We start from the raw sequence: 13717 nt of genomic DNA on the forward strand, positions 1-13717 counted from the left end.
ACAAGGACTGGTGCTGGTACAGCCCTCCGTCGCTGGGCCTGCCAACGAACAAGGCGATCCGAAGCTTCATGCGTTCCTCCCCGCCGACAGGCAAGGGGTTCAGTCCGGCGTGAATGGCGCAGAGACTGGTAGACAGTCTCTCTGCTGATCCGATAATCACAGGCAGGGCGGCTTTCGGTACACCGCCGCCGGCGCTGAACCAGCTGTCCGCCGTGCCGGTGGAGGGGTAACTGTCAGCCGGTTTGTATGCATTGAGCAGCTTAGCCAAGGCAAATCTTTCCCGATGACGCTCCGACGTAGAAGAAGGTCAAGACGTCCCGCCGTTGGCAGGTTGAGGTGTACCCCCAGCCAGTTGCTGACCGCGTCAGCCGACTAACCAAGCCCCCGATCAGTACAACTGGTTGGAAGGCTTCAGGGACGCAATTATCAGGAGTGCGACCCGTTCCGCTTCTGAGTATGCTCCGTGCGTGCCGGCGGTCTCCGAGGTGTAGTCGCCGGCGAAGTGCAGCAATCCGATCGAGCGCTGAAGTTCCGGGAGGGCTTCTGCCCGCTCGGGACTGAGCAAAGCGAAGCAGTGCTGCCAGGTTTGGGCGTGTATACCCAGGACTCGGCCGCGGAGCTCGGGCGCCACCGTGTATACGTCCTCCATCCACTGCGCGACCCGCTGCTCGTCGTCAGGGAACCCCGGGAGGTAGCCAGAGGAGTTTCCGTAGCAGGTGAGTTGGATAATGTCCGCGCCGGAGGTCTTGTCAGTGCCGCCCGGGACGGGGTTGATGATGGCGTCGAAGGGCATGCCGGCGGTGACGACGAAGGCCCAGTCCTTGAACTCCGAAAGCCCTTTGATATCAACAACAATGTTCAGGGTGGTGCTGCCGGGGCTGGCCACCTTATTAAGCGCTGTCCTCTTCCACTCCGGCAGGTTCCTGACGATGTCCGGGACCACGGGCCCAGGAACTGCCAGCACCACGTGCTTTGCCGTCAGTTTCTCTTCACCGCCCTCGCCCGTAACAGCCACTTCGTAGACGCCCTCTTCCTCGAGTAGGGCTACTTCTGTTACCCGGGTGTTGCAGCGGACGGTGTGTTCGGGCAGGCGTTTCAGGATGGCGCGTGGAATGGCCTGCATTCCTTCCAGGGCGAACAGGCGGTTGTTCTTTTCCCGTGCCAGGTAGCTGGCGAAATAGCGAAGCGCATACTTTGCTGACAGATTGGCAGGATCGCCTACGGCGCCTCCGCGGATAGCGGTGGTAATGATGCTCCGGACTGCCGGCTGCAGGTCGGCGATCCGATCGGCCACTGTTTCACCGGAAAGCTTGTCGAGCCCGGCAGCGGAAGTCCGGTTAGTGACGTAGTCCTGGTACTCGGTGAGCGAGGTGTCGATGAATTTGATCAGCTCGGTCTTTTCGGACTCTGTGAGGTTGAGTCCGGCGACCACGTCCTCGTTGGTTTCGGCTACTACGGTCTTACCGTTGACGTGGATACCGTACGTTTCGGGGTGGAAGGGCACAGTCTCGATGCCGAGTTCGGTGACAAGTTCTTCTGATTTTGTTCCCTTGTAAACGAACATCGCTCCGGAGTTCGCCGACGTTCCGGCCAGTTTGACGGTGTGCGACCGGCCGCCGATGTCCTGGCCTGATTCCAGGATGAGGACGTCCAGGCCCGTGTCGCGCAGATAGTATGCAGTCCCGAGTCCTGCGGCGCCGGCTCCGACAATTATCACGTCATGCACTGTGGGTTCCTTGAAAGGTAGTTAGTCTGCGTCGTACGTGTTGGCGATGTAGACATCGCAGGGCGCGCTGTGTGCCACGCTGTTGGCGACACTGCCAAGGACGCGTCCGATTCCCCGCATTCGGCGGTTGCCCACCACGATGACGCGGGCTTCCTTGCTGATTGCTTCCCTGATCAGAGCGTCCGCCGGCCTGCCGGCAGCTGCGGGGTGGGTGATTTTGATGTCACCGCCCAAGGTGTCCGCCACGGTCCTTGCGACGTGTTCGGCTTTGTCAGCATCTGATACCAGCCATTTGTCGCTGCCGCTGCTGAAGAATTCTGAACGCTCGGCATCGAAGGCTGACACTACGTGGAGGGTCGCACCTAGTGCCGTGGCCAGGTCTCTGGCGGCCTCCGCGGCCTTTCTGGCTGTTGCGCTGCCGTCGACCCCTACAACAATGGTCCCGCTCATGTGCATGCTCCTTTGCCTGCTTTGAAACACTTAAGAATTGGCGCGCCCGTAAGAATTGGCGCGCCCGTCGATTACTGCCAGGGCGACGCCGGACGGATGTCCGACGTCGCCCTAACGTGGAACGACTTTGCGGTCAGAGTTCGCTGGGTGCGCCCGGCTCGCCGACGGAGGGGTCGATCCCGTACTTTTCGAGGAGCTTCTTGATGGTGCCGTCTTCGCGGAGCTTTTGGATGTCTTCGTCCAGGGCTTTGCCGAGGGTGTCGTTCTCGAGGCTGGAGGGCAGCATGACCTGGCCTACCGCGGCGAACTGGGGGACGTTGGGGTTCGGCTTAACGTCTACCACTGTGGCGCCCTCGATGGGGGCGTCTTGGAATCGGTAGTTGGCGGATGCGGAGGATGCTACGAGGGCATCGATGCGGCCTGCTTTGAGGTCTCCGTAGATGGATTCGTCGTCCTGGTAGATCTTGAAGTTGTCTCCCAGCCACTTTTGCATGCTGTCGTTCCAGAGGTTGCCGGCGACCGAGCCGATGATTTTGCCTTCGAGGTTGTCGCTGGTCAGGCCGGTCGTGGAGACGATGGCCTGCGGGTCGCTCCACAGCGGTGTGCTCATGTAGACGATCTTCGTCCGCTCCTTGGTGCGCAGCCAGTTTCCGGAACCGATGTCGGCGCGTCCTGACTGCACGGACGGGATGACCGCGCCAGTGCCGCCGGAGGTGGTCACCGTGACCTTGAGGCATTCGAGCTTGGCGATCTCGTTGATCAGGTCGCCTTCCATGCCGGTGACGTTTTCGCCGTCCAGGATGGTGGCGGGGGCATAGTCATAGCTCGCGACTGTGAGCTCGCCTTCGGTGATGGTTGTGAGGCCCTCATGTGCCGGGGTGCAGTCGGACGCGGTGCCTGCGGTATCGCTGCCGCCGCAGGCGGTAAGGGAGATGGCAAGCAGTCCGGCGGCGGTGCCGGCGGAAAGTGCGCGCACGAGGGTACGACGGTTTGGCGTCATGGTGTGTCCTTTGTTGTGGGGTGGGCGGGTTGCCCTGGAGGGTAGAGGGGATTCAGTTGCGTTGCAGGTGGCGTCCGAGGCGCTGTTCGAGCACCCGGACGAGGCCGAGGAAGACGAGGGTGAGGGATCCGTAGATCACTGCTGTGAGTGTGTAGACGCTGAGGTATTCGAAGGTGATGGATCCGATTTCGAAGGCTTTGGACATCAGTTCCGGTACGGCGATCACGAATGCGAGTGCGCTGCCTTGGAAGACCAGGACGGCGAGTCCGGCCAGGGGCGGGGTGGAGATCCGCAGTGCCTGCGGCAGGATGATCATGCGGAACCCGGTCCAGCCACGGAGTCCGGAGGTAAGTGCGGCTTCCTTTTGTCCCAGGGGTACCGCGGCCAGTCCAGCGCGGAAGTACTCCGAGGCGTAGGCGCCGGTGTTCCAGGTCAGGGCGATGATCGCTGTGGTCAGCGATGTCAGGGTGATGCCGGCATCGGGGAGGCTGAAATACAGCAGGTACAACAGCACCAGAGCCGGCAAACCCCGCCCGACCTCTACGAACAGGAACGAAATCCACTGCAGCGGTGCGAGTTTCGACGCTGCCATCACGGCGAACAGCAGGCCTAGAGGGAAGCCGAAGAGCAGCGAGAGACCGGTCAGCTGGAGGCTGACGAGCAGTCCGGGGGTGAGGTTGGGCAGCCATCCAAGCCACTGTGTGAGCATGTCCATCACGCCACTCCGATCTTCTTGCGCAACCTGAGGTCGACCTGCCGGGCGACGAGGGCAACCACGAGGCTGATCACGATGTAGAGCGCCCCGGCAACGATGAATGACATAAGGCCTTCATGCGTCTGCTTCGCGCTCTGCTGCGCGTAGTAGGTGATTTCACGCACCCCGATCGTGGACGCCAGGGCGGAGTCCTTCAGCAGACCGATGCCGTAGGTGGCGATAGCGGGCAGCGCGACACGGAATGCCTGCGGGGTGATGATGTGGCCGACGGTAGTCACCGTGCTCAGCCCGAGTGCGTGGGCAGCCTCGCGTTGGCCATCCGGGATGCTCAGAAGGCCTGAGCGGTAGATCTCGGCCATGAACGCAGAGGCAATAACGGAAAACCCGATGATCGCGGCTTGAATCGTTGTCAGCCGCAGCGCGAACTGGGGCAGGCCGAAGTAGATCAGGAACAACCAAGTAATCGGCGGGATGACCCGGACCACGTTGATGTACAGGGTAGCGGCACCGCGCACGATCGCGACCGGTGACCGGGTGGCCCCGACAAGCACCAGGCCTATGATGCCGCCGATTAGCAGCGACGCGCCCGTCACGTACAGTGTGAGTCCGACGCCCCGGGCGATTGCGGGCAGGAGTTCCATAATCATTGTCGTCTCACCGGTCCAGTACGGCTTTGAGGAATTGCCGGGTGCGCTCGTTTCGCGGCTCCGACATCACCTGCTCGCTCGGGCCGATTTCCAGTACGCCGCCGTTGCCCATCACCATGATGCGATTGGAGACGTCACGCGCGAAGTGCATCTCGTGGGTGACGACGAGCATGGTCATGCCTTCGTCCGCGAGGTCGCGCATGACTGCCAGGACCTCAAGTCCGATTTCGGGATCGAGGGCGGACGTCGGCTCGTCGAAGAGCATCACCTTCGGCGACAGTGCGAGAGCACGGGCAATGGCGATGCGCTGCTGCTGGCCTCCGGAAAGGCGGGCCGGATACGCCTTGGCCTTTTCAGGAAGGCCAACACGCCTGAGCAGGCTGTTGGCGACCTCCTCCGCTTGTTCCTTGCTGGATCCCAGCACTTTCCGCTGCGGCAGGGTGATGTTCTCCATCACGGTGAGGTGGGGAAACAGGTTGAAGCTCTGGAAGACCATCCCGGTCACGCGCCGGAGGCGGTCCAGGCTCGACTTGTCCGGGAGCTTTCCGCCAGCAACAACGCGGGCGCCGCCAATTTCGATCGTGCCCTCGGTGGGCGTTTCGAGGTAGTTCAAACACCGCAAAAAGGTGCTTTTGCCTGCCCCTGAGGGGCCGATGATGGAGACCACCTCACCTTCGCTCATTGCCAGATTTACATCTGACAAGACGCGGCTGGCTCCGTAGCTCTTGCCGAGCCCCGAAACCACAACCTCGCCGGACAGCGCGATCGGGGGAGTCTTCGTGCCAAAACTGAAGCTCATTCTTGGTTCCTTTGCATAAATGACGCATATAGCCCGCTGGTCCCTGACAGGGCGTTGCTAAAGGGGGTGGGGCGATGTGCTCAAGTGGGGCAAGCTGTGGCTTGCGTCACCGTGTGCTGCATGTCACCTTAGCCATCGATCGACGCGATGTCTAGATCTGTGATCACAGATCACGAAATTTTTCCAGTCACAAAGGAGCAGGGAAGGAATGGAGGCTTCTCAGCGGTTGGAGTTGATGGAATCGCCCGCGGTGAAAGTGGGTGCGGTCGGCAGAAGGGATTTTTAGCCGCCGACCATGGGGCATCGAGCCGCTAGGGAGTGCCCTGATCAGCCAGCCGGCTCTTAATCCGCTCGCTGGCGTCAAGGAGGGATGCCTCGTTCGTCGCCGCGGCGGCTGCCGGGTCTCCGTTGCGGGCGGCGGTCACCAGGTCCTGCTGGTACCTCCACAACGAGTCGTCTTTTTCGTCATCAAGGGAACCCTGGGCGCCGACAATCTTGTAGGCCCGGCACTGCTGCCATAGCGCCCTGATCATCTGGAGGAGGACCGGGTTGCCGGCAGCCTCGTACAGGATGGCCAGCATGGCCTCGTCGTGGTCAAGCAGGGGAATGACCTGGCGCTCATCGATGGCCTTGCGCATCAGTTCATATTCTGACTGCATCCTGTCGCAGTCCTGGGGCGTGATCTTCTCGCTGCCCAGCCGTGCGGCTTCGGTTTCCAGAAGCCGACGGACGTCATAGACGTGGATCAGCTCCTCGAAGGTCAGGCTCTTGACCACTGCCCCCTTATGGGGTTCGCGCTCTGCCAGGCCGGTCTCCTCGAGCCGCCGGATCGCCTCCCGGACCGGCATCACGCTCGTGCCCACCTGCTCGGCGAGATCGCGCACCTTAAGCCGCGAACCGGCGGGGAGGTCCCCGCTCAGGATCGCAGCATGGATCACCGCATAAACCTGGTCGGTCAGCAGGGTGGGTTCGGCGCGCTTGGAGATGACCACGAGTCAAATATACGGCCGCTTGTCCCACACAATTCGCAAGCGGCTGCGGCCCTTCCCGGATAGAAGAAACTTTCACTGAAAAACTTGTGTGATCTGTGATCACATCCTATGGTGGTTTGTGTCACACCGGCTCCAGTGCAACCCCAGCGGTTTCTGGGAAGGGCAGCCAACACGCAGGAACCCGGCAGCGATTCAGGAAGCACACAGTCGGCTAAGCCCCACAAAACTTCCGGGGAGCCGCCGCGGCTCCCTCGGCACCAGAAGACGAGCAACAACATCTAGGAATGGGAATCATGAAAGACGCAGTAATCGTCGGCGGCGGACTCGCCGGACTTTCGTCAGCATGGCGGCTCCGGCACTGGGACACGGTTGTCCTGGAATCCGGGGACCGCGTGGGTGGGCGGATCCGCTCCGAACGCCGTGGTGACTACTGGCTGAACTGGGGCGGACATGTCTTTGCCGGCGCGGGATCCTCTACCGACGCTTTGCTCAACGAGGTAGGCGTCATGGCAGTTCAGATCCCCGGGTCCCTGCAGGGCCTGTCCATGAACGGAAAGTTCATCAAAAAGGGGCACATCGCCACCTATCCATTCCGTATCCCGATGTCCCTGGCATCCCGCGTAGACACGCTTCGCGCCGGCATGAAAGTCGTGAGCGGCGTGGCCAAGTACACCGGTGTGGTGCGCAAACGCTCGGGGGAGTCCGGCGCGATGCGTCAGCAGCGGATTTACGACTTCGCGAACGACACCTCGTTCCAGGACTTCATCGGGAACCTGTCCGAGGACGCGGCAGCTTTGTTCAAGACCACTGTCACACGCTCCGCAGGTGACATGGACGAAATTTCCGCCGGGGCCGGCATCGGCTACTTCAGCCTGGTCCTCGGTTTTGGGCAGGGGCTCAGCCAGGGCATTGTGGGCGGTCCGTCCACCCTCACCGAATCAATCGCAGTGGCGCTGGGTGAGCGCGTCCAGCTCGGGGCCGCCGTTTATGAAGTAGTCCACAAGAAGGACTCCGTCGTGGTCCGGTACCGGCAGGACGGCGTCGACCGCGAGGTGGAGGCCCGCACCGTGGTCCTGGCTACCACCGCCGACGTGTCGCACAAGATCGGGGTGGACCTTCCCGAGGAGCTGCGCGGTGCACTCGGCCAGATCAAGTACGGCCCGCACGTCAGCACCGCCTTCCTGACCAACGAGACCACAGCCCGGCCCTGGGATGACATCTACGCCATCGCCGCTCCCAAGCGCTCGTTCGCCATCGCGCTGAACCAGGCGAGCATCGTCCGCGGCACCGAGTCCGTGCGCAAGCCCGGCGGCAGCTTCATGACGTTCTCCCCGGCGAGCCTGGGCCGTGCCCTGCTGGAAAAGAGTGAGGAGGAAGTCATCAAGACCCACCTCACCGACCTGGACCAGGTCCTCGGCCACGGTTTCGCGGACAGCGTTGTCGAGGCCAAGGTCGACCGGTGGAAGAATGCTTCGCCTTACTGCTTCCCCGGCCGGGCCAAGATCCAGTCCACCCTGATGCGCGGCACCGACCGGGTCTTCCTGGCGGGCGACTACCTGGGAACCCTGTACACCGAAAGCTCCATCACCACCGGGTTCTCCGCAGCCCAGGAAGCCGCAAGCGTGCTGGCCACCCACCGGCAGGCACCGTCGAACACCGGGCTGTCGGTCGTGGCCTAGCAAGACCTGCCTGAACAATCTGCACCACCCGCCGAACTTAAGAAGGAACGACTCATGTCCAACAACCTCCGCGGTGTCCTCACCGCGCTCTCCACGCCTTTCAACAAAGACGAGACCATCGACGTCGAAACCCTGCGGAAAATCGTTGACCGCTCCATCGAGGCCGGCGTCGACGGCGTTGTGGCCGCAGGCTCCACCGGTGAGGTGGGTGCCCTGTCCTCGGAGGAGCGGCTGCTCCTGATCGAGACCGTCATCAAGCAGGCGAACGGACGCGTGCCGGTCATCGCCAACACCGGCGCCACTTCCACCGCTGAAGCAATCCGGCTGTCCCAGGCTGCCGAGGAGCTGGGCGCAGACGTGCTCATGCTGATCACGCCCTACTACGAACCGCTGTCCCTGGAAGAAACGGTGACCTACATCAAGGACGTTGCCACCTCCGTCAACATCCCCGTGATGCTCTACAACATCCCGGCCGTCACCGGCGTGAACCTGGACCCGGCCACCGTCCGTGCGCTGGCCGAGGAAGTGGACAACATCCGCTACATCAAGGACTCCAGCGCCAACTGGGAACAGGCGCTGCAACTGATCCACCACCACTCGGACGTCATCGGCACCTTCATCGGCTGGGACGTCTACCTCTACAGCGCCCTGGTCGAAGGCGCAGCCGGCGTCATGGCAGGCACCGCCAACGTGGTCCCCAACGAGATCGTTGCCGTCAGCCGCCGCATCGCCGAAGGCGACCTGGCGGGGGCGCTGGAACTGTGGAAGAAGGTGTACCCGGTCATCGATGCGCTCCTCTCCGTGCCGTTCATCCCTGCCGTGAAAGCAGGCCTCACGCAGCAGGGACTCCCGGCCGGCTCCCCGCGCCGCCCGACCGCCGACCTTGGCGTCGACGACCTCGCTCGCGTACAGCAGGCCGTGTCCGCCCTCTACCAGAACGTGGGATAACACCATGACAACAGAAACTGCACTGTTCACCGTCCGCCGGGCAGACGCGTCACTGACACCTTCCTTTCCTCCTTTCGGGCAGTTCATCGGCGGGACATTCGTGCCCTCCACGTCCACTTCCACGGTGGAGATCGTCAATCCGGCCACGGAGGAAGTGCTGACGCAGGTCCCTGCCGGCACCGTTGAGGATGTGGATGCCGCCGTCGCAGCTGCCGTGGCAGCCAAGGACGCGTGGGCGGCGAAGACGCCCCGGGACCGTTCCGCTGTCCTGCTGAAGATCGCGGACACCATCGAGGCGAACCGTGAGCTGTTCGAAACCCTCGAAGCTGCCAACACCGGCAAGCCCTCGGCGGTGGCGGAAGACGATATCTCCAGCGCCATCGACACCTTCCGTTTCTCGGCCGGCGCCGCCCGTGCCTACAGCACGCTCGGCGCTGACGACTACGCAGAGAACCACACCTCGGTGATCCACCGCGAGCCGGTTGGCGTCGTCGGGGTGATCACCCCCTGGAACTACCCGCTGCTGATGGCCGCATGGAAGATCGCCCCTGTCCTCGGCGCCGGCAACACGCTGGTGCTCAAGCCATCCGAGCAGACCCCGCTGACCACCCTCAAGCTGGCCGAACTCATCGCCGGCGAGGTTCCCTCAGGTGTCCTGAACATCGTCACGGGACCGGGCCGGGTGGTGGGCAACCGCCTCTCCGAGCACCATGACGTGGACCTGGTGGCCATCACGGGCAGCGTGGGGAGCGGCCAGAAGGTGGCCGCTGCCGCCGCCGGTTCCGTCAAGCGCGTGCACCTTGAGCTGGGCGGCAAGGCACCCGTCGTCGTCTTTGCCGACGCCGACCTTGAGGCCGCTGCCAAGGGTGTCCGCAGTGCCGGGTTCTGGAACGGCGGCCAGGAGTGCGGTGCGGCGTGCCGCGTCCTGGTTCACGAATCGGTGGCGGACAAGTTCACTGAGCTGCTGGTCCGGGAGATCAGCGAGATCACCGTCGGCACCCCCGGCGCCGGCGACGCCGAAATCGGCTCCATGATCTCCAAGCCGCACTACGAGCGGGTCCTGGCCGCACTCGACGACATCCGGAAAGACGGCCTGACCATCGCTGTGGGCGGCCGCGCCATCGAAGGTCCCGGTTACTTCATCGAGCCCACTGTGGTCACCAACGTCCCGGCCGGTGCCGCGATCACCAGCAACGAGATCTTCGGCCCTGTGGTGTCCGTGGAGACCTTCAGCACCGACGAGGAAGCCATCACCCGCGCCAACGAAACCATCTACGGGCTGGCGGCCTCGGCATGGACCAAGGATTCCGCACGCTCGCTCACGGTGCCCCGGAAGCTGGACTTCGGCACGGTCTGGGTCAACTCCCATCTGGTCATCGCCACCGAAATGCCTTGGGGCGGCTTCAAGGGCTCCGGCTACGGCCGCGACCTTTCCAGCTACGCCCTGGACGACTTCTCACGGACCAAACACGTCATGTACAACCGTGGCTGAGACCAGCCTTATTGATTGATGCCCGGCGTTGTGTACCCCGGATATCCCGGGGTACACAGCCACTTTTGAAGGGATAACGTGCTTATGGACTTGAGGTACATCAAGGACTGGAGTCAGCTTCCTGGTGCGCGCGTCGAGATCAGGCAGCAGGGAAGCTACGTTTGCAGCGGACATGTCGACGCTGTCACCGCCGACGGAAAGATTCTGTGGGTCCAGTCCCCGGAGCACGACCGTAGGCTCTTTGAAAAAGATGAGTTTTACGAAGCCTGGGCGGCTGAAGACCGCACCGGCTTCCACTACGAAGTCACGGCTGGCCTGACCAGTTGATAGACATCGCCCACCGTAATGAGCGAACCGGCCTAAACAGCCGCCCGCTCGATTCGAACCACAATTTCCCACCCTACTGACCCCGAAGGTCACATCATGCGAAAGCGCCAACTTCCCACTGCAGTGAACAAGGCGGTATCCACGTCATGCACCCCATACATCAGGAGCACCACGTGTCAGCGATAAAGAATACTCATATCAGCAAGGGGAGTCCCTCTGCGGCAAGCAAACGACGCTTCCTGATCAGAATGGTCACCGTCCTGATCGGCGGCATGGTCCTGGACGGCTACGTCCTTGGCATCATCGGACCTGTGTCAGGGACCATGGCGGAGGACCTGCAACTCACTGCTGTCTGGCAGGGAATGATTGCCGCAGCAGCCCTTGTCGGCATCCTGATCGGCTCACCTATCGGTGGCTGGGCCGCCGACAAGTGGGGGCGAAAGCCAATCTTCATGTTCGATATCGGCCTGTTCGCCATAGCATCCGGCATGCAATTCTTCATCGACTCACCCGTTTGGCTAGTCGTGGTGCGCCTGCTGATGGGCATCGCGATCGGCACGGAATATGCCGTCGGCTGGCCCCTCATGGCCGAGTTCTCGCCCACCCACCTCCGCGGCCGGCTCATGGCAGCCATGGGAATCGCCTGGTACGGCGGCTTCATGCTCGCGTTCCTGACCGGCCACCTGCTCAACGAATACACGGATTTGAGCTGGAACTTCATCCTGGGCACCAGCACCTTCATCGCGGTGGCGATCTTCCTCGCCCGGCTCGGCATGCCAGAGTCACCGCGCTGGCTGTGGAGCGTGGGCCGCAAGGACGAAGCCCGCGCCCTCGCCGCAAAGTACATGCCCGACGACGCACTCGACGACCTCCAGCACGAGGACGTCCGCAAAGGCAGCTTCGGGATGCTGTTCTCCAAAGAGTACTGGCGCTCCACGTTGTTCATCTCGGGTTTCTGGTTCTGCGCAGTGACACCCTATTTCGCGATCGCAACGTTTGCCGACAGCGTGTTGAACCAATACGGGCTGGCCGGCGGACTTGCCGGCGGAGTCGGGCTTTCAGCCGTCGCGCTGGCCGGGGTCGTAGTCACTTTCCTGCTGATTGAAAAGATTGGGCGGCGCGCGCTGACCGTTCCCCCGCAGTGGCTGTGCGCCGTCGTCTTGGCAGTCATCGGGCTGTGGGCCGGTGCGCCTGCCATCATTGTGCTGATCCTGTTCCTCGTCTTCTCTTTCTTCAACGCCGGCTACAACACCTTGACGAACGTCTACCCAGGTGAAGTCCTTCCAACGGAAATCCGGGGGATCGGAACGGGCTTTGCAGCCGCCGTCAGCCGGGTAGGGGCCGGCATCGGCACATTCCTCCTGCCGGTGTCGATGGAGAACCTTGGCCCCGGTCCGACCATGTTGTTCGCCGCCGGTGTTGCCTTCGCCGGTGCCGCCCTCTCCCAGTGGCTCGCCCCGGAAACCAAAGGAAAGACCCTGACCGAAGCAGCAGCCGGATACTCACACTAACGTTGACAACCGTGGCCCTCTTGGACGGCACTATCCCGCCCGTCCAACAGGGCCACGAGTCTGTTCCTAGATAGACGTGAATCCGTCCGCACCTCCCCGCCGCTTCTGCACAGCGTCAAATTTCGAAAGGACACTATATGGAGCTGCTGTGGGAAACTACCGGCTGGCTGGGTGCGGTTGCGATCCTCGGTGCCTATCTATCTGTCTCCATGGGATGGCTGAAGGCCGGAAAGCGCTTCCAGACGGCCAACCTCCTAGGCGCCTGCGCCTTCATAATTAACGGCATATTTCACGAGGCATGGCCTTCAGTAGTCACCAATATCGCTTGGTTCCTCATTTCCGCCGTGGCGCTCTTTCGCATGCGTTCCACAGAGCATTCCATGAGCGTTGCCATGGATGACTTCCACGTACAGTTTCCCGGCACCCCCGACACAACCGTCCAACTTGCTGTAATAGAGGTTCTCCCTCGTAACGGGCCTTGTGACATCGATGAACAAGGTCCTGGTAAGTGAATCGGATTCTTCGGTGCCGGGCATCCAAGAAAAACGGTGCCTGAGGGCCAAAAGTCAGCGCAGTACCCGCTGGGAGCTGATGCGCCTCTCGCTGCTTATACTCGGGCACGGTGCACCCTGCATGGTTGGGATCGATTCGGGTTATCCACGGCTGGACTTTGGAGCCGGTGCGTAGCTCCCGGGCAGTAGTAGCGGTGGATAACCTATGAGAATTGTCCCCAACTGAGGGCGGGGCAAGCCGCCTCTCCGCACTGAAGATCCGAGGTTTTCCGGCAGACGGGAAGGATCATGACGAGACGACTGCAAAGAAGGATACTCGTTTGCAGCTGGGCGTATTGCCTAAGGCCTCAGTTTGGGATGTAAGCCATCGTGCCGGGAGCCAGCAGAAGTGCGATTGTATGGTTCATTCGTTGGTTTCACCTCCGACGGATGCCGCATCCCGGGCATCGATCATGCGTCGCCCCATCCCGCAATCTGTCCAGATCCAGAAGCAGGATTTGTCCGGCATAACGGCATCTACGGTACCACTCAGAAATTCTGGCCCGACGCGGAAAATGATATGTACTCCGGGTTCAAGGAGATTGGGGTCTAGGCCTTCAGGGGACGAGGGTGTCTGGGTGTGGATGTGATCGGGAGTTTTCAACGGTTCCTCCTGGCTTCTTAATGTGGGACCCGGAACAGTGTCTCGTCTAGGATTGGACGCGTTGACGCCCAGCCCCCGCAGCGCCTTGGCATGTGGATCGGGCTGAAAGTCTAGTTCTCGGACGACTCCGCGGACCCGATCTCTCGTCCGCGCTGCCACAAGGTGTGGATGGTTCATGACATTAGAGACTGTCGCAACGGATACGCCTGCCGCGGTAGCGACATCGCGCATTTTCACGCCGGAACCGGATGGGTACCTTGGTTTTGCTCCAGCGTC

Annotated in this window: 14 protein-coding genes; 6 read left to right on the plus strand and 8 right to left on the minus strand. The window is 62.1% G+C overall.

Annotated elements, in window-relative coordinates; all coding sequences use genetic code 11:
- Positions 1 to 388 precede the first annotated feature (388 nt).
- The 7 genes from ABRP28_RS16190 to ABRP28_RS16220 all read right to left on the minus strand — a co-directional run bounded on the left by ABRP28_RS16190 (position 389) and on the right by ABRP28_RS16220 (position 6329).
- Positions 389 to 1726 (minus strand): NAD(P)/FAD-dependent oxidoreductase, encoded by a 1338-nt coding sequence (locus ABRP28_RS16190; RefSeq protein ID WP_350005956.1) that lies wholly within the window; start codon positions 1724 to 1726, stop codon positions 389 to 391.
- A gap of 21 nt (positions 1727 to 1747) precedes the next feature.
- On the minus strand, positions 1748 to 2176 hold the full coding sequence (locus ABRP28_RS16195; RefSeq protein ID WP_350005958.1) for a universal stress protein: 429 nt from the start codon (positions 2174 to 2176) through the stop codon (positions 1748 to 1750).
- A gap of 133 nt (positions 2177 to 2309) precedes the next feature.
- Positions 2310 to 3176 carry an ABC transporter substrate-binding protein gene (locus tag ABRP28_RS16200; RefSeq protein ID WP_350005960.1) on the minus strand — a complete coding sequence of 289 codons (867 nt, stop codon included), beginning with the start codon at positions 3174 to 3176 and terminating at the stop codon, positions 2310 to 2312.
- Positions 3177 to 3228: 52 nt separating this feature from the next.
- Positions 3229 to 3891 (minus strand): amino acid ABC transporter permease, encoded by a 663-nt coding sequence (locus tag ABRP28_RS16205; RefSeq protein WP_350005962.1) that lies wholly within the window; start codon positions 3889 to 3891, stop codon positions 3229 to 3231.
- A complete protein-coding gene (locus ABRP28_RS16210) occupies positions 3891 to 4538 on the minus strand; it encodes an amino acid ABC transporter permease (protein ID WP_374152873.1) in 648 nt (215 codons plus the stop codon). The genes ABRP28_RS16205 and ABRP28_RS16210 overlap by 1 nt, the downstream gene beginning before the upstream one ends.
- A 7-nt stretch (positions 4539 to 4545) precedes the next feature.
- Complete coding sequence (locus ABRP28_RS16215; RefSeq protein ID WP_350005966.1) at positions 4546 to 5337, minus strand: amino acid ABC transporter ATP-binding protein; 792 nt, start codon at positions 5335 to 5337, stop codon at positions 4546 to 4548.
- A 311-nt stretch (positions 5338 to 5648) separates the two neighbouring features.
- On the minus strand, positions 5649 to 6329 hold the full coding sequence (locus ABRP28_RS16220; RefSeq protein WP_350005970.1) for a GntR family transcriptional regulator: 681 nt from the start codon (positions 6327 to 6329) through the stop codon (positions 5649 to 5651).
- Between the two features lie 293 nt (positions 6330 to 6622).
- Here ABRP28_RS16220 and ABRP28_RS16225 point away from each other — a divergent pair, with 293 nt between their 5' ends.
- From ABRP28_RS16225 to ABRP28_RS16250, 6 genes are all read left to right on the plus strand, one after another.
- Positions 6623 to 8008 carry an NAD(P)/FAD-dependent oxidoreductase gene (locus ABRP28_RS16225; protein WP_350005972.1) on the plus strand — a complete coding sequence of 462 codons (1386 nt, stop codon included), beginning with the start codon at positions 6623 to 6625 and terminating at the stop codon, positions 8006 to 8008.
- A gap of 54 nt (positions 8009 to 8062) precedes the next feature.
- Positions 8063 to 8956 carry a 4-hydroxy-tetrahydrodipicolinate synthase gene (gene dapA / locus ABRP28_RS16230; RefSeq protein WP_350005974.1) on the plus strand — a complete coding sequence of 298 codons (894 nt, stop codon included), beginning with the start codon at positions 8063 to 8065 and terminating at the stop codon, positions 8954 to 8956.
- Between the two features lie 4 nt (positions 8957 to 8960).
- Positions 8961 to 10448: an aldehyde dehydrogenase family protein gene (locus tag ABRP28_RS16235; protein ID WP_350005976.1), complete on the plus strand. Its 1488-nt coding sequence runs from the start codon at positions 8961 to 8963 to the stop codon at positions 10446 to 10448.
- A gap of 78 nt (positions 10449 to 10526) precedes the next feature.
- Positions 10527 to 10775, plus strand: coding sequence for a hypothetical protein (locus ABRP28_RS16240; RefSeq protein ID WP_374152874.1), 249 nt, complete (start codon positions 10527 to 10529; stop codon positions 10773 to 10775).
- Positions 10776 to 10948: 173 nt separating this feature from the next.
- The gene (locus ABRP28_RS16245; RefSeq protein WP_374152875.1) at positions 10949 to 12286 is read left to right on the plus strand and encodes an MFS transporter; all 1338 of its coding nucleotides are present in this window, start codon (positions 10949 to 10951) and stop codon (positions 12284 to 12286) included.
- A gap of 137 nt (positions 12287 to 12423) precedes the next feature.
- Positions 12424 to 12798, plus strand: coding sequence for a YgjV family protein (locus ABRP28_RS16250; RefSeq protein ID WP_350005982.1), 375 nt, complete (start codon positions 12424 to 12426; stop codon positions 12796 to 12798).
- Positions 12799 to 13201: 403 nt separating this feature from the next.
- Here the strand turns inward: ABRP28_RS16250 and ABRP28_RS16255 are convergent, their stop codons facing one another.
- A complete protein-coding gene (locus tag ABRP28_RS16255) occupies positions 13202 to 13672 on the minus strand; it encodes a helix-turn-helix domain-containing protein (protein ID WP_350005994.1) in 471 nt (156 codons plus the stop codon).
- Positions 13673 to 13717: the final 45 nt, after the last annotated feature.

It is taken from the genome of Pseudarthrobacter sp. WHRI 8279 (assembly GCF_040224115.2).
Classification (GTDB): domain Bacteria; phylum Actinomycetota; class Actinomycetes; order Actinomycetales; family Micrococcaceae; genus Arthrobacter.